Source organism: Streptomyces sp. NPDC002870 (assembly GCF_042888505.1).
In the GTDB taxonomy this organism is placed as follows: domain Bacteria; phylum Actinomycetota; class Actinomycetes; order Streptomycetales; family Streptomycetaceae; genus Streptomyces.
In genome coordinates this window covers 1-18,229 of the sequence record NZ_JBIAPW010000030.1, presented here as the reverse complement: position 1 = coordinate 18,229, position 18,229 = coordinate 1, and the positions used below count along the sequence as shown (strand labels likewise).

The following is an 18,229-nucleotide window of genomic DNA, read 5'->3' as shown; positions in this document are numbered from 1 at the left end:
AAAGCGAAGTGATTCACATGGCCAAGCGCATCGACGTCAGCGGCCTCAGCGCCTTCTACGGCTCCCACAAGGCGATCGAGGACATCTCGATGACCGTGGAGCCCCGCTCCGTGACGGCCTTCATCGGCCCGTCCGGCTGCGGCAAGTCCACGTTCCTGCGCACCCTGAACCGGATGCACGAGGTCACCCCCGGTGGCCGCGTCGAGGGCAAGGTGCTGCTGGACGACGAGAACCTGTACGCCTCCGCCGTGGACCCGGTCGCCGTACGCCGCACGGTCGGCATGGTCTTCCAGCGGCCGAACCCCTTCCCGACGATGTCGATCTTCGACAATGTCGCGGCGGGCCTGCGGCTGAACGGCTCGTACAAGAAGAACCAGCTGGCAGAGGTCGTCGAGAAGTCCCTCAAGGGCGCGAACCTCTGGAACGAAGTCAAGGACCGGCTGAACAAGCCCGGCTCCGGCCTCTCCGGCGGCCAGCAGCAGCGTCTGTGCATCGCCCGCGCGATCGCGGTCGAGCCGGATGTGCTGCTGATGGACGAGCCGTGCTCGGCGCTGGACCCGATCTCGACCCTTGCGATCGAGGACCTGATCGGTGAGCTGAAGGAGCGCTTCACGATCGTCATCGTGACGCACAACATGCAGCAGGCGGCGCGTGTCTCGGACCGTACGGCGTTCTTCAACCTGTCGGCGGTCGGCCAGCCCGGCAAGCTGATCGAGATCGACGAGACGGAGCGGATCTTCGCGAACCCGTCGGTGCAGGCGACCGAGGACTACATCTCGGGCCGCTTCGGTTAGGCCGGACCCCAAAACGTCCTGCGGTGCTGCATGGCGGTGCCACCGCAAGGCGAAGGGCCCGCCCCCTCTCCCAGGGGGCGGGCCCGCATTTGCTGTACCGGTCCGGGGTGGCCGTCGGCCAAGGCTGCTGCCGGTGGAGGGTTTCGCCGGGTGACCGCCCTGCCCCGCCGGTCGGCCCGCGCCGACCGCGACGGTCAGCCGAAGACCAGGTACACGACCCCGTAGCTCAGCGCAGCGACAACCGCGGCTGCCGGCATCGTGATGAACCACCCCATGACGATGTTCTTGGCGACGCCCCAGCGGACCGCGTTCACCCGCTTCGTCGCCCCCACACCCATAATCGCCGAGGTGATCACATGCGTCGTCGAGATCGGCGCATGGAACAGGAACGCCGAGCCGAACATGATCGACGCCCCCGTCGTCTCCGCCGCGAACCCCTGCGGCGGATCGAGTTCAATGATCTTGCGCCCGAGCGTCCGCATGATGCGCCACCCACCCGCGTACGTACCGAGCGAGAGCATCATGGCGCAGGCGATCTTGACCCAGATCGGAATCGCGTCGCCCTGGTTCTCCACATCGGCGATGACAAGCGCCATCACCACGATGCCCATCGTCTTCTGCGCGTCCTGCAGACCGTGGCCGAGCGCCATGGCCGCCGCCGAGACGGTCTGGGCTATCCGGAAGCCGCGCTTGGCCTTGGACGGATTGGACCTCCGGAACATCCACATGATCGCGACCATCACCAGATAGCCACAGATCAGACCGACGACCGGCGAGACGAACATCGGGATGACGATCTTCTCGAGCACACCGGTCCAGATGACCTCGGTCCCGCCCGCCAGCGCCGCGCCGACCATGCCGCCGAACAGCGCGTGGGACGAGGACGACGGCAGTCCGAAGTACCAGGTGACCAGGTTCCATACGATCGCGCCAACCAGCGCCGCGAACAGGATGCCCATGCCCCGCGAGCCCTGGGGCGTCTCGATGAGCCCCTCGCTGACGGTCTTGGCGACGCCCTGGCCCAGGAAGGCGCCGGCGAGATTCATCACCGCGGCCATCGCCAGCGCCGCGCGCGGCGTCAGCGCGCGCGTGGAGACCGAGGTCGCGATCGCGTTCGCGGAGTCGTGAAAGCCGTTGGTGTAGGTGAATCCGAGCGCGACACCAATGGTCACGATCAGCGCAAAGGTGTCCACGAAGTTCAGGACTCCTTGACCGCGATGGTCTCCACGGTGTTCGCAACATGCTCGAAGGCGTCCGCGGCCTCTTCAAGCACATCCACGATCTGCTTGAGCTTGAGCACCTCGATGGCGTCGTACTTACCGTTGAAGAGCGTCGCAAGGAGCTTGCGGTGGATCTGGTCAGCCTGGTTCTCGAGGCGGTTGACCTCGATCCAGTACTCGGTGAGGTTCTCCATGGTCCGCAGATGCGGCATGGCCTCCGCCGTCAGCTCGGCCGCCCGCGCCAGCACCTCGATCTGCTGCTCCACACCCTTGGGCAGCTCCTCGATCTGGTACAGCACGACCAGGTCGACGGCCTCCTCCATGAAGTCCATGATGTCGTCGAGCGACGAAGCGAGTTTGTAGATGTCCTCGCGGTCGAACGGCGTGATGAAAGAGGAGTTCAGCTGGTGGAAAATCGCATGCGTGGCGTCGTCTCCCGCGTGCTCCGCTGCCCGCATCCGCTCCGCGATCTCAGCCCGGCCGGAGGCATCCGCTCCGAGCAGTTCCATCAGGAGCTTGGAGCCCGTGACGATGTTGTCCGCGGACGCGGCAAACATGTCATAGAAGCTCGTCTCCCTGGGGGTCAGACGAAATCGCACGTGGGGTCCTCGGGGTGCTTTGGTTTCGGTCAGGGTGATGCTAGGCGCATCATCCGGCCACGGCTAACCGGCGTTCCTCAGTGTCGCCCATCAAACAGCGTGCTCAGCACGGGCCCCCGGTCCCGATCCGGCACGATTCGTTACGATATACCCACGAGGGGTATCCACACCCCTGTGGACAGCGGGAGGACGCGATGACGACCACCGAGGCGGCCGGCCCCCCGGTCACGGACCACGACCACGGCGTGCACGGCTACCACAAGCAGAAGGACGAGCACCTCAAGCGGCTGCGCCGGATCGAGGGCCAGATCCGCGGGCTGCAGCGGATGGTCGACGAGGACGTGTACTGCATCGACATACTCACGCAGGTCTCCGCGTCCACCAAAGCGCTGCAGTCCTTCGCGCTCCAGCTGCTCGAAGAGCATCTGCGGCACTGCGTCGCCGATGCGGCGGTCAAGGGCGGCGAGGAGATCGACGCGAAGGTCGAGGAGGCGACGAAGGCGATCGCACGCCTTCTTCGCACCTGATGCGCGTGAGCCCAGTCATTCGAGCCGGGTAATTCAAGCCGCGTCACTCGAGCCGGGTCACTCGAGCCGGGTCACTCGAGCCGCGTCATTCGAGCCGGGAAGGCGGAGACCGCTCGGCTGAGACCTTCAGCACCTCGTCGATACGGTCCGGGCTGAGCCGTTCCTCGTCCGCGGCCGACGCCGCGATGATCAACTCGCCACACAGCTCGATCTCGGCGAGGGCCACGTGGTCCTGGACGGTCGTCGTACTGGGAGGAGCCACGTGCGTTCACCTCTTCCTGCCGGTGTCGACTTCCTAGCGTAGGGAGTGATGCACGGGCTGCGCATGGCACGTCCGGACCATTTAGGCCCTGATCCTCCCTGCGTAAATGTCCCGTTGGTGGGGCAGACGCACGGCGACCGGCGTCCCGAAGTCGTACAGCAGAGTGGTCGACGTGACGGCGACCGTGCCGGTCTCATTGGTGAAACTGAAGCGGTGGCGCACCTTGCGCAGCCGGCCCTCGTCGTCGAGATACGCGTCGAACGGCACGGTGTCCATGGCGAACCCTTTCGCCGCGGCGGCCAGCGAGGCGCGCGCATGCGGTTCGGCCACCCGTGCGGCTTGGGCGATGTCAGTGACGCCGCGGTAGTGCCGCACCTTCGTCCCGGCGAGCTTCTCCTCACCGACGTACGTCACGTCCCGCGCACTGCGCAGCAGTTCGGCGGCGGCGAGCGGATCGGTGGCGCCGCCGGTGACCAGGTTCCCGTCCTCGAGGGTGGTGGTGTCGATTCGTACCCACTTGTCCACGGGTACGCCCGCCCCGCGGTTCTTCATGTACAGCGCGCCGGGGGCCAGCAGTTCGGTGACCGGACGGTGCTCTTCCGCGCCCGCCGGTCCCTTGGGCAGCACGACGGTGAGCTGCCCCATCCGTCGCACGAAGTCGTATCCGCCCTCGCCCCGGATGGTCACCCGGGTCCCGCCGGTTGCCGTCTCCATGGACGTACGCGCCTTGGAACTCCTTGCCTCGGCGAGCACATCCGCGGCCTCGCGCACCTCGTCGCCCCCGGCTGCGTCGATCCGCGCCTTGACGGCCTGCCCGCCGCCCTGCCGGTCGTCGGCGACGGCGCCCCCGCCGCCGGAGCAGCCGCTGGTCGCCACCGCCCCCAGTACGGCGGCCGCGACAGCGAAAGCCCCGCCCCTGCGCCTGTGCTGCTGCACCACCATCGCCTGCCAACCCCCAACACGGGACCGCTGCTTGTACGAGACGCCCACCCGCCCCGCATAACGACGGCCCCCTCCCCTCGTCACGCCGCCGCCCGTGCACTCTCCTTGCCGCGCCTCGCATTCCGCCCGGCACCAGTACTGTGGAGAGGTGCCTCAGCAAGCCCCATCCGGCGATGCCCCGGCCCCCCACCACACCTCAACCGCGGAGCGCGGCTCGTTCGCCGTCGCCCGCTGCTCCTGCGGCTGGACCGGCCCGGCGCGCCGCTCCCGTGAACGGGCGCGGACGGACGCCGTGTCGCACACGTCACCTCTCACGGAGCGTCGTTGACGCCTCCCCCGGCGCATCCACCGCCCGCACCGGGCCACATCACGGGCACCATCGGGCGCCATCACGGGCAGCGTCCCCGGCCGCATCACGGGCAATGAAAAACCGCCCCCGCCCGGAACCCCCGGCCCCGCGCAGCCGTCTCGTCCTCCAGGAGGCCCCATGGACCGGCGCGCGCTGCTCACCACCGCTGTTGCTCTGACCGCCACTGCCTGCACAGGCAACGGCGGCGACGGAGCGACCGCGGCCACCACGACAACACCCACACCCACACGCCCGCCCACCCGCAGTGCCTCGCAAGGGAGGGCGGCGACCACGTCCGCCGGGGCCGCGCCCGACTGGAACGCCCTCGCGCGCGGGCTCGACGGGAAGCTCGTACGCCCCGGGGACGCCGCGTACCCGACCGCGCGGCAGCTCTACAACACCCGGTTCGACTCGCTGAAACCCGCGGCCGTCGCATACGTCGCGGGCGAGGACGACGTCAAGGAGTGCCTGGCCTACGCCAAAGCCCACCGCACGCCCGTCTCCATCCGCAACGGCGGACATTCCTACGCAGGTTGGTCGTCCGGCAACGGCCGGCTCGTCATCGACGTGTCCGCCCTGAACCGCGTCGCTCCCGACGGCTCCATAGGCGCGGGCGCCAAGCTGATCGACGTGTACACCACCCTCGCCCGCAGCGGCCGCACCATCCCGGCGGGCTCCTGCCCCTCGGTCGGCGTGTCCGGGCTCACCCTCGGCGGCGGGCACGGCGTCACCTCCCGTGCGTACGGCCTGACCTGCGACAGTCTCACCTCCGCGACCATCGTCACGGCCGACGGCAAGGTGCTGACCGCGAGCGCGAAGGAGAACAAGGAGCTGTTCTGGGCGCTGCGCGGCGCGGGCAACGGCAACTTCGGCGTGGTGACCAGGCTCCGTTTCCGTACGCATCCCACACCGCCGTCCGTCACCGCCTATCTCACCTGGCCCTGGTCGAAGGCCGCAGCCGTCCTCGCCGCCTGGCAGAAGTGGGGACCTGCTCAGCCGGACGAGCTCTGGTCGTCGGCGCATCTCGCGGCCGGTCCCGGCGGCCGCACGCCCACGCTCTCGGTCGCCGCGTTCTCCCTCGGCAGCGAGAGCGACCTGCGCAACGCACTCGACCGCCTCGCCGACCAGGTCGGCTCGCCCGCTCGCTCGGTCTCGGTGCGCCGCCGCAGCTACCAGGACGCGATGCTCGGATACGCGGGGTGCTCCACCCTGAGCCAGGCCCAGTGCCATCTGCCCGGCACCACTCCGGGCCGTACGAAACAGGGCGCGCTCCAGCGTGAGACGTACGCGGCGGCCTCCGACTTCTTCGACCGCGAGCTCTCACCGGCCGGGCTGCGCGCGCTGATCGCCGCGGCCGAGGCGTTCAGCCGGATCGCGCCCGGCCAGGGCGGGGGCGGCGGCTCCATCGCGCTGACCGCGCTCGGCGGGGCGATCAACCGGGTCGACCCGCTGGCGACGTCGTTCGTGCACCGACGGTCCAGGGTGCTCGCCCAGTACATCGGAGCCTGGCGTCCCGGCACCGCAGGCTCCGCCCAACAGGCCTGGCTGAAAAACGCCCATGCCTCGATGCGCCGCCATGCGTCCGGGGCCGCCTACCAGAACTACGTCGATCCGACGCTGCCCGACTGGCGCCGGGCCTACTACGGTCCGGCCGCGGACCGCCTCACCCGGCTGAAGAGGCAGTACGACCCGGACAGGCTCTTCAACTTCCCGCAGGCGCTGTAGGGCGTACGGAGCGAACGGCCCGTGCGAGCCGCGCGGCCCCGGCCGGCTGTGCGGGTCGCGCGGCCCCTGCGGCCTGCTCGGGTCGTGGGGCCCGCGGCCTGCGCGGCTCGAACGGCCCGGCCTGCGCGGCTCGTACAGCCCCTGCGGGTCACGTTGCGGCTCGTCCGGCCCGTGCGGCTTCGTGCGACCCTTCCGGTCAGGCCGCGAGATCGTTCTCCCCGGCCCCGGACCCCTCGGCCCTCGGCTCCGGGATGTCCAGCGTCTCGTGCCGGTCCACCGAACCGGCAGCGGGCGCCCGCTTCGACCGTACGAGCCGGCCGATCCGGTCCGATCCGGCGGCCGCCGACACCACCGGCGTGAGCAGCGCCAGCGCGAGGGGCGCGAGCAGCAGGGCCACCGCCGTGCCGAGCGCGAAGCCGCCGACCACGTCGGTGGGGTAGTGGACGCCCATGTAGACCCGGCAGAAGCCCGCGGCCAGCGCCAGACCGATCGCGGCGAAGCCGAACTTCCGGTGTGCGACGAAGAGTCCGGCCGCGAGCGCCATCGCCATCGTGGCGTGGTCGCTGACGAAGGAGTAGTCGGTCTTGCCGGCCACCAGGACCTCGATGCCCCGGTGGTCCACGAACGGCCGCGGTCGCTCCACGAACCCGCGGATCGGGATGTTGACCAACAGCGCGATCCCGGCGGCAAGCGGCGCCCAGATCAGTCCGGCGACCGCCACGACCGAGTCTTCGCCGGTGCCGCGCCGGCGCACGCTCCACCAGCACCAGAGCACCACCAGCACCATCGCGAGCATGATTCCGTACTCGCCCGTGAACTCCATGGTGCGGTCGAGCCACGACGGGGCGTCCTTGGCCAGGCCGTTGATGTCATGGAGCAAGCTGAGATCGGGGTTCAAACCGTCCGACGCGAGTCCAGCCATCTGCTGCGGCCCCTTGCCTTGTCGCCTGGTGCGGCGCACCTGCCGAGTGCGCCGCCTCTACCAACCCCCGCGGTCATTGCGGTATCTGCTGCATGGTCAGTGCGGCTGTCCCTGCTCAGGGAACGGCCTGTCCCCTGTGTACGTTCCACTCTCCACCGAACGATCACCATGACGTTATCGAAGAGTGACACGTCGTCGCAGCTCAGGGCCTTGGCTTAGCGGAGAGTTCCGGCCACGTACAACGCTTCGTCATGCTTGTGGGAGATTCGTGGGCAGCGCTTTCGCGCCATCCTCGGTGACTCTCGTCGCGCCGAAGTAGTCCGGGGTGTCGATCTTGTCGAAGCGGATCACCGCCCCGGTGTACGGCGCGTTGATCATGTACCCGCCACCGACATAGAGCCCGACGTGCCGGATCGCCCGCGAGTTGGTGAGGTCGTCCGAGAAGAAGACCAGATCGCCCGGGAGCAGTTCGTCGCGCGAGGGATGCGGACCGGCGTTGTACTGATCGTTCGCGACGCGAGGCAGCTCGATGCCCACCGTCCGGTACGCGGCCTGGGTCAGCCCTGAACAGTCGAAACGTCCGCCCTGCTCAGGGGTGCCGTTGCCGCCCCACAGATACTTCGTGCCGAGCCTCTGCTGAGCGAAGTAGATCGCGCCCGCCGCCTGCCGCGACGGCTCGACCCTTCCGATGGGCCGGGCGAAGCTCTTCTCCAGGGTGCGGATGACCTTCACATAGTTCTGCGTCTCGCGGTACGGAGGAACGCCGCCGTACTTGATGACTGCGTACGCGCCCGCGTTGTACGCCGCGAGCATGTTGTCGGTCGGGTCACCGGGCGCCTTTTTTACATATCCGGCCAATTCACAGTCGTACGAGGCAGCAGACGGAATAGCGTCCGCCGGATCCCAGACGTCGCGGTCCCCGTCCTTGTCCCCGTCGACGCCGTGCGTCGCCCAGGTGCCGGGGATGAACTGCGCGATGCCCTGGGCCGCGGCCGGGCTCTGCGCCCTGGGGTTCCAGCCGCTCTCCTGGTACAGCTGGGCGGCGAGCAACGCGGGGTTGATGGCCGGGCAGAGGTTGCCCCACTTCTGCACGAGCGGCTGATAGAGCGCGGGCACGGCCCCCTTGGCGAGCCCGACCGCCCGCCCGCCGCCGTTCGCGCCCATGAGCCCGGCGGCCGCGGAGTAGGTCCCGACGACGAGCAGCGCGACGAAGCTCAGGCAGAGCCCGATCCCGACCCCACTGGCCATCCAGACTTTTCGCACGCCCTCAACCCTCCACCATCCGGACCGCGTTCCAGCCCGCTCCGGCCGACACGCCCACCGGCTCGCGCCGCACCGCTTACGTTTCTACGGCTTACGTTTCTACTGCTTACGCCCGACGCCGCCGAACATGGCGACCTCGTCGGGCTCTTCACCACCGGCCGCCTCCGGCCGCCAGCGCGAACACGACACCAGACCGGGCTCCAGCATGTCGAGTCCGTCGAAGTACCGGGTGAGCTGCTGCGGGGTGCGCTGAGTGAGCCGCGGCGTGCCGTGCTCGTTCCAGAACGCGACGGCGGCGTCCACATCGGGCATCGCCGGGCTGGTGATGGTGTGCGAGAGAACGAGATGACTGCCGGCGGGCAGCGCGTCCATGAGGCGGTGGACGATTCCGTACGACTCCTCGTCGTCCTCGATGAAGATCACCACCCCGAGCAGCATCAGCGCGACGGGCTGCGAGAAATCGAGCGTGGCGGCGGCGCGTTCCAGGACGGTGTCGACGTCGCGCAGATCGGCGTCGAGGTAGTCGGTCCGCCCCTCGGGCGTACCGACGAGCAGGGCGCGGGCCTGCGCGAGGACGAGAGGGTCGTTGTCCACGTACACGATCCGCGCCTCGGGCGCGGCCCGCTGAGCCACCTCATGGGTGTTGTTGGCACTGGGCAGCCCGGTCCCGATGTCGAGGAACTGCCGGATCCCGACATCCGCGGCCAGATGATGCACGGCCCGCCCCAGGAACAGCCGGTCGGCGAGGGCGTAGTCGCCGATGCCGGGGTGGAGCTTGCGAATCTGGTCCCCGGCTTCCCGGTCGACGAGGTAGTTGTCCTTGCCGCCGGTCCAGTAGTTCCAGATACGGGCGGTGTGGGGGCGCGTGGTGTCGATCCTGGCGAGTAAGTGCGCGTTGTCGGTCACACGGTCCAAGGTATCCAACTCTGCGCCATCCAACTCGCCCTACCGCGGCTGGCGTTGGAACGGACGGCGCACGATGTACACCCGCCGTCCAGGAATCCGCTCGGCGGAACGACGCCAACCGCGGTCCGGCACGTCGTGCAGGGCGGGCACCTCAGCGGACGTGTCCGCCCGCATGCCGGACCTGGCCCTCCTCCTACGCGACAACCCGCAGCGTCCCAAAGGTGCAACAACGACAGTCATTGCCCGGCGTCACCCCCCGTGATACACAGAGTTACCCTAGGTGCTCATCACGCCGAACCGGTCCGCACCGCCGCAGGTCAGGAAGGTGAGATCGGTCATACGTGCGGAGATCGGGTAAAGAGACCCGCCAAGTCGGCTTACGCGGGCGATTTCATCAGCGAAGATAGAACGACGGCCCGTGCCGAGGGGCAGGGGCACTGAACAACCCAACAGGGGCGGTGAGTTACATGATCCTGGCAGCCGAAAAGGGCGACATCACCACCATCATCGGCGGAATCGCCCCGAACTGGGGGCCTTTCGGGAGCCTGGGGAACGAGGCCCGAGTGATGATCGAGGTCGTGATGGCGATTGCCATCCTCCTCTGCCTCGGCATCGCGATCTGGGGCGCGGCCAAACAGCGCATCGGAGCGACGGCACTTCGCGACACCTTCAGCGCCGAGCAGGGCAAGGGCCTGATCGTCGCCGGGCTGACCGGCGTCTTCATCATCGGGTCACTGGGGACCTTGTTCACCATCGTGTACGGGATGGCTGTCTGACCCGCCCGTCCGTCCTCTCCGAGCGTGCCCGGCCCACCCTTTGAGGTTGCGTCTCCCTGATGTCGAGTCACCACACCGCGCCCGCGCGGGAAGCAGCACGACTACCGTCGTACTACGTGTCGTACGACGTGGAACTGCGAACGGTTGAGGGGGCATACGCGAGATGAGCCTCGGTGACGAGCGCGGCTACGGCGGCGAGCCGGGCGGCCGCACGAACGAGGGCTTCGGCGGCGCGGGCCAGACGCGTACGCGCCTGCCGGGCGTCGGCGGCGACACGGACGTCTACGGCGGCGCGCGCAGACCGGTGCGGAGCTCACGCTCCCTGATCACGGTGGTGGGCGTCGTGGTGCTGCTGATCGCGGCTATCGCGTTCGCGAACCAGGGCGGGGGCGACGAGACCCCGTCAAGGACCGACGCGAAGGGCACGGGGACGGCGCCGACGGCGGCGACGGGGGTGCGACCGGTGACGGGGAAGGACGGGGAGATCCCGTCGGGGTTCGCGAAGAACGAGCAGGGAGCACAGAGCGCAGCGGCGAACTATGCGGTCGCGCTCGGCTCTGACGGGATGTTCAAGGCCTCGACGCGGCGCGGGATCGTGCAGGGCATCCACGATGCCGCTGTCGTCGAACGCCTCGTGAGCGACCTGGACAAGGCGTACTCCGCGGGCTTCCTCGCAAACGTCGGTCTGAACGGGGACGGCACCGCGCCGACCGGGCTCACCTTCGTCTCTCGTACGGTCCCAGTCGGCACCAAGGTTACGGAGCAGAACGGTGACACGGCGACGGTCGAGGTCTGGTGCACCGGGCTCGTGGGCCTCGCAGGCCCGAACTCCACCAAGCCGGTGACCGAGACCTGGTTCACGATCACCGAGAAGCTCAAGTGGGTCGGCAACGACTGGAAGATCGAGTCGTCGAGCCAGAAGGAGGGCCCGACACCGGTCAACGGTGACAACCGCGCCTCCTCCGCAGACGAGATCGCTGGTGCTGTCGAGGGATACGGAGGCTTCACCTATGCCCGGTAGTCGGCACCCCCGTGCCATCGCGCTCACGGCCCTGGCCAGTCTCCCGACGTCCATCGTCCTGTTTGCATCGCGTGCCTCGGCAGCACCAACTCCACCACCGGCCCCCACTCCGACGCCCAGCAAGAGCGACAACCCTTGCGACCTCATCGTCGGCCTTGCCAGGGATTACTGCGAGGACGGCGAAAAGGCAGGCGGCGCCACCCGCACCGGCCCCCCCGACCCCACCGCCGCCCTCGACCCCCTCACCTCCCTCGCCCGCGGCTGCGCCGACGCCGCCGTCTGGACCGTCGACACCCTCTCCAAAGCCGTGAAGTCCACCGCCACCGTCGACTTCACCAACACCGCATTCCTCTCCCAGTACGCCATCGTCTTCGCCGCCGCCACCATCCTCACGCTCGTCCTCTGGCTCCTCGCCGTCGCCAAGCGCGCCATCCGCGGCGTCCCCCTCACCACCGCCATCTCCGAAGCCATCGGCTTCCTCTGGCTGACCGTCCTCGCCTCCGCCTTCACCCCCCTCATCCTCTACACCCTCGTCTCCGCCACCGACGGCGTCACCGAGGTCATCGCCGGCGGCACCAGCGGGCAGACCGACATGTTCTTCGGGAACTTCTCCGCCGCCCTCAAAAAGGGCACCGACATCGGCGGCGGGCCGATCATGCTGATCGTCGTCTCGCTCGTCACGGTCCTCGCCGCCGGCGTGCTCTACCTCGAGCTCTTCATCCGCGCCGTCCTCCTCTACGTCGGCGCCCTCCTCGGCGTCGTCGTCTACGCCGGACTCGTCGACAAGAACATGTGGGGGCACGTACGCCGCTGGGCCGGGATCATGATCGCCGTCATCCTGGTCAAGCCGGTCATCGTCATCGTCCTCGGCCTCGCCGGCGCCCTCTCCGCGGACAAGGGCCCCGACTCCTTCTCCGCCGTCGTCTCCGGACTCGCGATCATCATGCTCGCCATCTTCGCCTCCGCGATGATCTACCGCTTCGTCCCCGGCTTCGGCGACGAGATCGCCGCCTCCCGCAACAACCGCCTGCAGAACAGCGCCGAGAACACCGCGGCCGCCGTCATCAGCTCCCCCGCCGCCCTCGTCTCGCAAGGCATCAAGACCCACAGCACCCGCGGCAACCAGAGCGGCGGAGGCGGCGACAGCAACGGCAGCGCCCCACGCCCCGCCAACCCCCTCAGCGGAGGCGTCGCCGCGCACAGCACCCGCAACACCGGCCCGGGCGGCGGCGGAGGCGGCGGATCCGCACCCGCCGCCGCGCCCCCACCCCGTAGCGCCACACCCGGCACCAGCACCCCGCACAGCAACCGCAAGAGCACAGGAGGTGGAGGGCGTTGACGACCCAGTCCCAACCGATCACGCCCCGCCGTACGTATCTCATCGGCCGGGCCCGGCCGAACGCGATCGTCGGCAAGAACCGCGAGACCGGCGAGATCGCGCTGATCATCGCCGGCGCGTTCCTCGGCATGATGAGCGGGCTGCTGGTCCCCGTCCTGTCCCTGCGGATCGTGCTCCTGATGGGCTTCCCGCTCCTCGCCCTCGCCGCCGTGTATATCCCGTACAAACACCGCACCTTCTACAAGTGGTTCGAGATCAACCGTAGTTACAAGCGCACCCTGCGCAGCGGCACCCTCTACCGCTCCACCGCCGCCGAGGCCGGCACCCGGCTCGACGGCCGTGAGATCGAGATCGGCCCGCCCCCGGGCATCGGCCGGATCAACTGGCTCGCCGCCCCCTTCGGCCCGGACGAGATCGCCGTGCTGCTGCACGCCGACCGCCGTACGGTCACCGCCGCCATCGAGATCGAGGGCCCGGGCGTCGGACTGCGCGACAGCGAGGACCAGGAGGCCCTCGTCGACCGCTTCGGCACGCTGCTGAAGCACGTGGCCAACGGCGACGGCTTCGTGACCCGCCTTCAGATGCTGGCCCGTACGCTGCCCGCCGACCCCGACGCGCACGCCAAGGACGTCGCCCAGCGCGGCGACCAGCAGTCGCCCGGCTGGCTGCGTGACTCGTACGACCAGCTCCAGTCGATGGTCTCCACCTCCAGCGAGCAGCACCGCGCGTACCTCGTCGCCTGCATGCACTACACCCGCGAGCTGGCCGCCGAGGCGCACGCCATGGCCCGCGCCGGCCGCCACTCCACAGGCTCGAACTCGCGGAAACTCGACAAGGACGCCGGCCTCGCCGTCGTCATGGCCCGCGAGCTCACGGACATCTGCGCGCGCCTCGCCGAGGCCGACATCCGGGTCCGCCAGCCGCTCGGCCAGGGCCGGCTCGCCTCCCTCGTGCACTCGATGTACGACCCCGACCACCCCATCGACCACATCCAGGCGATGACGAAACGCAACGCCTGGCCCGCCGAGTTGGACGCCATGGAGCCCACCTACCTCCAGGCGAAGACCCGCGAGTCGACCACCCGCGCGCCCTGGTGCCACTCCACCGCATGGGTGAAGGAGTGGCCGATGACCCCGGTCGGCGTCAACTTCCTGGCACCGTTGCTCGTCCACACCCCCGATGTGATCCGTACGGTCGCGGTCTGCATGGACCTGGAGCCCACCGAGGTCGCCATCGAGCGGATGCTGACCGAGAAGACCAACGACGAGGCGGACGCCAGCCGCGCCGCCAAGATGAACCGGACCGTCGACCCGCGCGACATCGCCGCGCACGGCCGACTCGACCAGAGGGGTGAAGATCTCGCCAGCGGTGCGGCAGGTGTGAACCTTGTCGGGTACATCACAGTGTCTTCGCGGTCGCCGGAGGCGTTGGCTCGCGACAAGCGGACGATCAGGGCCTCGGCCGGCAAGTCGTATCTGAAGCTGGAGTGGTGCGACCGCGAGCACCACCGTGCCTTTGTGAACACCTTGCCGTTCGCGACCGGCATCCGACGCTGACGAGAGGGCAGTCCGCCATGCGAGATCCGCTGTCCGTCTTCACGGATGCCTTCACCTCCTTCCTGTTCGGGAAGGTGGAGTCGACCCGACTTCCGGTCCGTACGTCCACGGGCCAGGCACAGGCCGTCTACCTGCCCACCGCCGCGCCGGGCCTCGGCGACTCCGGCGTGATCATCGGCCGCGAGGTGTACAGCGGAAAGGGTTACATCTACGACCCCTTCCAGCTGTACGGCCAGCAGCTCCCGGCGCCTCACTGGCTGGTGCTCGGCGAGTCCGGGAACGGCAAGTCGGCGCTGGAGAAGACCTACGTGCTGCGGCAGTTGCGCTTCCGCGACCGCCAGGTGGTGGTGCTGGACGCGCAGGGCGAGGACGGGGTCGGCGAGTGGAATCTCATCGCCCAGGAGCTGGGGATAACCCCCATCCGGCTCGACCCGATGACGGCGCTGGACGGCGGGATTCGGCTGAACCCGCTGGACCCGGCCATCACCACGACCGGCCAGCTCGCGCTGCTGAGGACCATCATCGAGGTCGCGATGGGGCACGGCCTGGACGAGCGGTCCGGCTTCGCGCTGAAGGTGGCGCACGCGTACGTCAACGAGACCATCGTCGACCGGCAGCCGGTTCTGACGGACATCGTGGACCAGCTGCGGCACCCGGAGCCGGAGTCCGCCGAGGCGATGAACGTCGACATAGACGACGTACGCGCGTGGGGTCTGGACGTGGCGCTCGTGCTGGACCGGCTGGTCGACGGTGACCTGCGGGGCATGTTCGACGGCCCGACGACGGTCGGGATCGACCTCGACGCGCCTCTGATCGTTTTCGATCTCTCCCATATCGACCGCAACTCCATCGCCATGCCGATCCTGATGGCGATCGTGGGTGTGTGGCTGGAGCACACCTGGATCCGTCCCGACCGGAAGAAACGGATCTTCCTGGTCGAGGAGGCCTGGCACATCATCAACAGCCCGTTTGTCGCCCAGCTCTTCCAGCGTTTGCTGAAGTTCGGCCGCCGTCTTGGCCTTTCCTTCGTGGCCGTGGTCCACCACCTCTCGGACGTGGTCGACGGCGCGGCGGCCCGGGAGGCGGCAGCGATCCTGAAGATGGCGTCGACACGGACGATCTACGCACAGAAGGCGGACGAGGCGAGAGCGACGGGGCGGGTGCTCGGACTGCCGCGCTGGGCGGTCGAGATCATCCCTACGCTCACTCCCGGCATCGCGGTCTGGGACGTCAACGGCAATGTCCAGGTGGTCAAACACCTGGTCACGGAGGCGGAGAGACCACTGGTCTTCACGGACCGGGCGATGACGGAATCCTCGGGGCCCGCGCTGCCCGAGGACGTAGCGGCCGCGGAGTGGGAGGCGGAGCAGCGCGCGGCCCTGATCGAGCAGCAGCAGCTGGGCGCGTCCTCCGAGTCGACGGTGGCATGACATGCGCGACCGCAGCCGTCACCACCAGCGCCCCGAGGACGAACGCGGCATCCCGGACGGCCTGTTGGTGGGCCTGCTCGGCTTCCTGCTCGGCCTGACGCTGCTGGTCTGGACGGCGACGGGTCTGTCGGGCGTGCTGGCGCACGGGGCGTGGCCGAAGGGCGTCACGTTCACCAACACGCCGTTGGCGATGCGCGCGCTGGCGTCGAACCCGCACGACCTCCCGGCGGCATGGCCACAGACGCCGACGGCGGAGCTGTCGGGCTACGGCCTGTTCTGGGGCCTGGCGATCGGCGAGCTGATGGTGCTGGTGGTTCTGACCGTATTCACCCTGGGCACGCTGGCCCGCTGGCGAGCGGTCCGCGCGGGGCAGGTGCGGGGTACGGCGGCGAAGGGCCACGGTGCCGCCTCGGGCAGACGCCTCGGTGCGGGGCCCAACAGGCGCGAGGGACAGGCCGCGGGCGGGTGGGAATCGACCCCGGCCGGCCATGGCGAGGCCGTCGGCCCGCACCCGGCGCAGCCGGTTGGGGGAACCCCGGCGGGCAGCGGCGCAGCCGCAGGACCCAACCCCCTTACGGGGCAAGGCGCGGGCGGGCAGGACCTCACCCTCAGCCCCAACCCGGCGCAGCCGGGTAACGGCCACCGCCACCCGCAAGTGGCAGCCCCCTCCACAGCCAGCTGGGAAACCGCCCCCGCGGGCAGCGGCGCAGCCGCAGGACCCAACCCCCTTACGGGGCAAGGCGCGGGCGGGCAGGACCTCACCCCCAGCCCCGACCCGGCGCAGTCCGGCAACGGCCACCGCCACCCGCAGGAGGCAGCCCCAGCCACGGCCAGCTGGGAAGCCACCCCGGCGGGCAGTGGCGCAGCCGCGAGCCCGCCCCCCGGGGCCGCAACCCCCAACCCCCTTGCAGGGCAAATTGCGGGCAGGTGGGAAGGCACACCCTTCCCCGCCCCCCGCACCCCCCGCATCCTCTACGGCGACCCCGCCACCCGTCGCCCCACCACCGTCCAGGCCGTCCTCGACGCCGACGGCCCTGCCCTCGTCGTCACCTCCGACCCCACTGTGTGGGCCGAGACCAAAGACGCCCGGGCCAAGCTCGGCCCCGTCCTCGTCTACGACCCCGGGCACCTCTGCGACACCCCCGCCCGCCTCCACTGGTCCCCCACCGCACACTGCGAAGACCCCGCCATCGCCCAGGCGCGCGCCACCGCCCTCCTCGCCCCCGTACGCCCCCGCGCCCTCCTCGACACCGCCATGGCCGACACGGCCGAAACACTCCTGCGCTGCTGGCTGCACGCCGCCGCCGTGGACGGACGCCCGTTCAAACAGCTCCACCGCTGGGCGCTCGGCGGCGGCGCCCACGACGCCGTACGCATCCTCCGTACGCACCCCAAGGCCACCGCCGGACTCGCCGGCCTCCTCGAATCCGCGCTCACCGCACACCCCGAACGCCGTGAGATCGCCCAGCAGTTGGTGGTACGTGCCCTCTCCGCCCTCTCCTCGATCCACATCCGCGAGGCCTGCACCCCGAACCGGACGGATTCCCTCACGCTGGAATCTTTTGTCAACGAAGGGGGCACGCTTTACCTGGTGGGGGAGCCCATTGAGGACCCCCGAACCCACCCCGGCGCAATGCCTCTGCTCACCGCACTGGGCTCAGACGTGGTCGAGCACGGCCGTCGCATGGCCGCACGGTCATCCGACGGTCGGCTCGACCCACCAATGACGCTCGTCCTCGACGACGTCGCCGCCGTGGCTCCGCTTCCCCGGCTTCCGGAGCTGCTGGCATCCGGTCAGAACCAGGGAATGCCGACCCTCGTCCTGCTCCGCTCGGCCGAACAGGCGCGCGCCCGCTGGCCGGAGCCACTCGGCCAGTAGCGAAAGCCGCCCTGAAGCCCTACCGCAGGACCTCGAGTTCCAGTTCCCGCGCCGCGGAATCACCCGGCACGGGCACGGAGTCCCCGCTCGCCACGAACCCCATCCGCCGGTAGAACGCCGCGGCCCGCGTGTTGCGCTCGTGCACATACAGCCGCACCCGCTTCACCGGCGGCCCGGCCAACCCCCACGACCACTCCATGGCCGCTCGGAACAGCGCCTCCGCGACGCCGGCGCCACGTGCCTCGGGCCGTACGAACACCGCGACCACATGCGTCTGGTCGACCTTCGCCGCCTCCCCGAACCGCACTTCGCCCGCCGGCCGCTCGACCAGCACGCTGACCGTGCCCGCCCACTCCCCGTCCGTCGCCTCGGCGATGAACTGCCGCCCCACAGCCCCCTCGGCGGCTCTGGATGTGCGCTCCTGCCAGAACCCGTCGGGCCGCTCAACGGCTTGCTCGTACGTCTCCAGGAAGGCGATGGGTGCGACGGGATCACGCAGAGCGGCGAGCCGGATCTCCCGGACCTTCGCCCACTCCTCGGCGCGTACGGGTCGAATGACGTAGTCCATCTCCCGATACTGACCGCGTCTCACACCTCTGAGCAACGCTATTTAAACGCAAAAAAGCCTCAGTCCCCGGACTGGGTCCGGGGACTGAGGCTAAAGATTGTTCGGCGGCGTCCTACTCTCCCACAGGGTCCCCCCTGCAGTACCATCGGCG

At 69.4% G+C, this 18,229-nt stretch carries 18 protein-coding genes; 10 read left to right on the top strand and 8 right to left on the bottom strand.

Annotated features, from left to right (window positions below):
- Nucleotides 1-17: 17 nt before the first annotated feature.
- Complete coding sequence (gene pstB / locus ACFYWY_RS28845) at nt 18-794, top strand: phosphate ABC transporter ATP-binding protein PstB (RefSeq protein ID WP_389191185.1); 777 nt, start codon at nt 18-20, stop codon at nt 792-794.
- A 194-nt stretch (nt 795-988) separates the two neighbouring features.
- On the opposite strand, the gene ACFYWY_RS28840 is transcribed toward pstB, so the two are convergent.
- Nucleotides 989-1,987 carry an anion permease gene (locus tag ACFYWY_RS28840; RefSeq protein ID WP_389191182.1) on the bottom strand — a complete coding sequence of 333 codons (999 nt, stop codon included), beginning with the start codon at nt 1,985-1,987 and terminating at the stop codon, nt 989-991.
- Nucleotides 1,988-1,992: 5 nt separating this feature from the next.
- Nucleotides 1,993-2,613, bottom strand: coding sequence for a DUF47 domain-containing protein (locus tag ACFYWY_RS28835; RefSeq protein WP_389191179.1), 621 nt, complete (start codon nt 2,611-2,613; stop codon nt 1,993-1,995).
- 194 nt (nt 2,614-2,807) lie between these two features.
- On the opposite strand from ACFYWY_RS28835, the gene ACFYWY_RS28830 reads away from it, so the two are divergent.
- Nucleotides 2,808-3,140, top strand: coding sequence for a metal-sensitive transcriptional regulator (locus ACFYWY_RS28830; RefSeq protein ID WP_251017580.1), 333 nt, complete (start codon nt 2,808-2,810; stop codon nt 3,138-3,140).
- Nucleotides 3,141-3,225: 85 nt separating this feature from the next.
- Here ACFYWY_RS28830 and ACFYWY_RS28825 read toward each other — a convergent pair whose 3' ends face one another.
- Together ACFYWY_RS28825 and ACFYWY_RS28820 are read right to left on the bottom strand one after the other, a co-directional pair.
- The gene (locus tag ACFYWY_RS28825; protein ID WP_389191175.1) at nt 3,226-3,402 is read right to left on the bottom strand and encodes a hypothetical protein; all 177 of its coding nucleotides are present in this window, start codon (nt 3,400-3,402) and stop codon (nt 3,226-3,228) included.
- 81 nt (nt 3,403-3,483) lie between these two features.
- Entirely contained in the window at nt 3,484-4,344 is an 861-nt protein-coding gene (locus tag ACFYWY_RS28820) for a hypothetical protein (RefSeq protein WP_389191394.1), read from the bottom strand.
- A 148-nt stretch (nt 4,345-4,492) separates the two neighbouring features.
- Between ACFYWY_RS28820 and ACFYWY_RS28815 the strand changes: the two genes are divergently transcribed.
- Both ACFYWY_RS28815 and ACFYWY_RS28810 read left to right on the top strand, forming a co-directional pair.
- Nucleotides 4,493-4,672, top strand: a complete 180-nt coding sequence (locus ACFYWY_RS28815; protein WP_389191172.1) for a hypothetical protein — start codon at nt 4,493-4,495, stop codon at nt 4,670-4,672.
- A gap of 159 nt (nt 4,673-4,831) precedes the next feature.
- The gene (locus ACFYWY_RS28810) at nt 4,832-6,418 is read left to right on the top strand and encodes an FAD-binding oxidoreductase (protein WP_389191169.1); all 1,587 of its coding nucleotides are present in this window, start codon (nt 4,832-4,834) and stop codon (nt 6,416-6,418) included.
- A 196-nt stretch (nt 6,419-6,614) separates the two neighbouring features.
- Here ACFYWY_RS28810 and ACFYWY_RS28805 read toward each other — a convergent pair whose 3' ends face one another.
- From ACFYWY_RS28805 to ACFYWY_RS28795, 3 genes are all read right to left on the bottom strand, one after another.
- Entirely contained in the window at nt 6,615-7,340 is a 726-nt protein-coding gene (locus ACFYWY_RS28805) for a phosphatase PAP2 family protein (RefSeq protein ID WP_389191166.1), read from the bottom strand.
- 249 nt (nt 7,341-7,589) lie between these two features.
- On the bottom strand, nt 7,590-8,588 hold the full coding sequence (locus ACFYWY_RS28800) for an NlpC/P60 family protein (protein WP_389191163.1): 999 nt from the start codon (nt 8,586-8,588) through the stop codon (nt 7,590-7,592).
- Between the two features lie 114 nt (nt 8,589-8,702).
- Nucleotides 8,703-9,518: an SAM-dependent methyltransferase gene (locus ACFYWY_RS28795; RefSeq protein WP_389191160.1), complete on the bottom strand. Its 816-nt coding sequence runs from the start codon at nt 9,516-9,518 to the stop codon at nt 8,703-8,705.
- 458 nt (nt 9,519-9,976) lie between these two features.
- Between ACFYWY_RS28795 and ACFYWY_RS28790 the strand changes: the two genes are divergently transcribed.
- The 6 genes from ACFYWY_RS28790 to ACFYWY_RS28765 all read left to right on the top strand — a co-directional run bounded on the left by ACFYWY_RS28790 (nt 9,977) and on the right by ACFYWY_RS28765 (nt 17,510).
- On the top strand, nt 9,977-10,285 hold the full coding sequence (locus ACFYWY_RS28790; RefSeq protein WP_005315450.1) for a hypothetical protein: 309 nt from the start codon (nt 9,977-9,979) through the stop codon (nt 10,283-10,285).
- Nucleotides 10,286-10,448: 163 nt separating this feature from the next.
- A complete protein-coding gene (locus ACFYWY_RS28785; RefSeq protein ID WP_389191157.1) occupies nt 10,449-11,306 on the top strand; it encodes a hypothetical protein in 858 nt (285 codons plus the stop codon).
- On the top strand, nt 11,296-12,645 hold the full coding sequence (locus ACFYWY_RS28780; protein ID WP_389191154.1) for a hypothetical protein: 1,350 nt from the start codon (nt 11,296-11,298) through the stop codon (nt 12,643-12,645). The genes ACFYWY_RS28785 and ACFYWY_RS28780 overlap by 11 nt, the downstream gene beginning before the upstream one ends.
- Complete coding sequence (locus ACFYWY_RS28775; RefSeq protein WP_389191151.1) at nt 12,642-14,201, top strand: SCO6880 family protein; 1,560 nt, start codon at nt 12,642-12,644, stop codon at nt 14,199-14,201. The genes ACFYWY_RS28780 and ACFYWY_RS28775 overlap by 4 nt, the downstream gene beginning before the upstream one ends.
- Before the next feature lie 17 nt (nt 14,202-14,218).
- Complete coding sequence (locus ACFYWY_RS28770; RefSeq protein ID WP_389191148.1) at nt 14,219-15,631, top strand: ATP-binding protein; 1,413 nt, start codon at nt 14,219-14,221, stop codon at nt 15,629-15,631.
- 1 nt (nt 15,632) lies between these two features.
- Complete coding sequence (locus ACFYWY_RS28765; RefSeq protein WP_389191145.1) at nt 15,633-17,510, top strand: type VI secretion protein; 1,878 nt, start codon at nt 15,633-15,635, stop codon at nt 17,508-17,510.
- Nucleotides 17,511-17,529: 19 nt separating this feature from the next.
- Here ACFYWY_RS28765 and ACFYWY_RS28760 read toward each other — a convergent pair whose 3' ends face one another.
- Nucleotides 17,530-18,078 carry a GNAT family N-acetyltransferase gene (locus tag ACFYWY_RS28760; RefSeq protein WP_389191142.1) on the bottom strand — a complete coding sequence of 183 codons (549 nt, stop codon included), beginning with the start codon at nt 18,076-18,078 and terminating at the stop codon, nt 17,530-17,532.
- Nucleotides 18,079-18,229 lie beyond the last annotated feature (151 nt).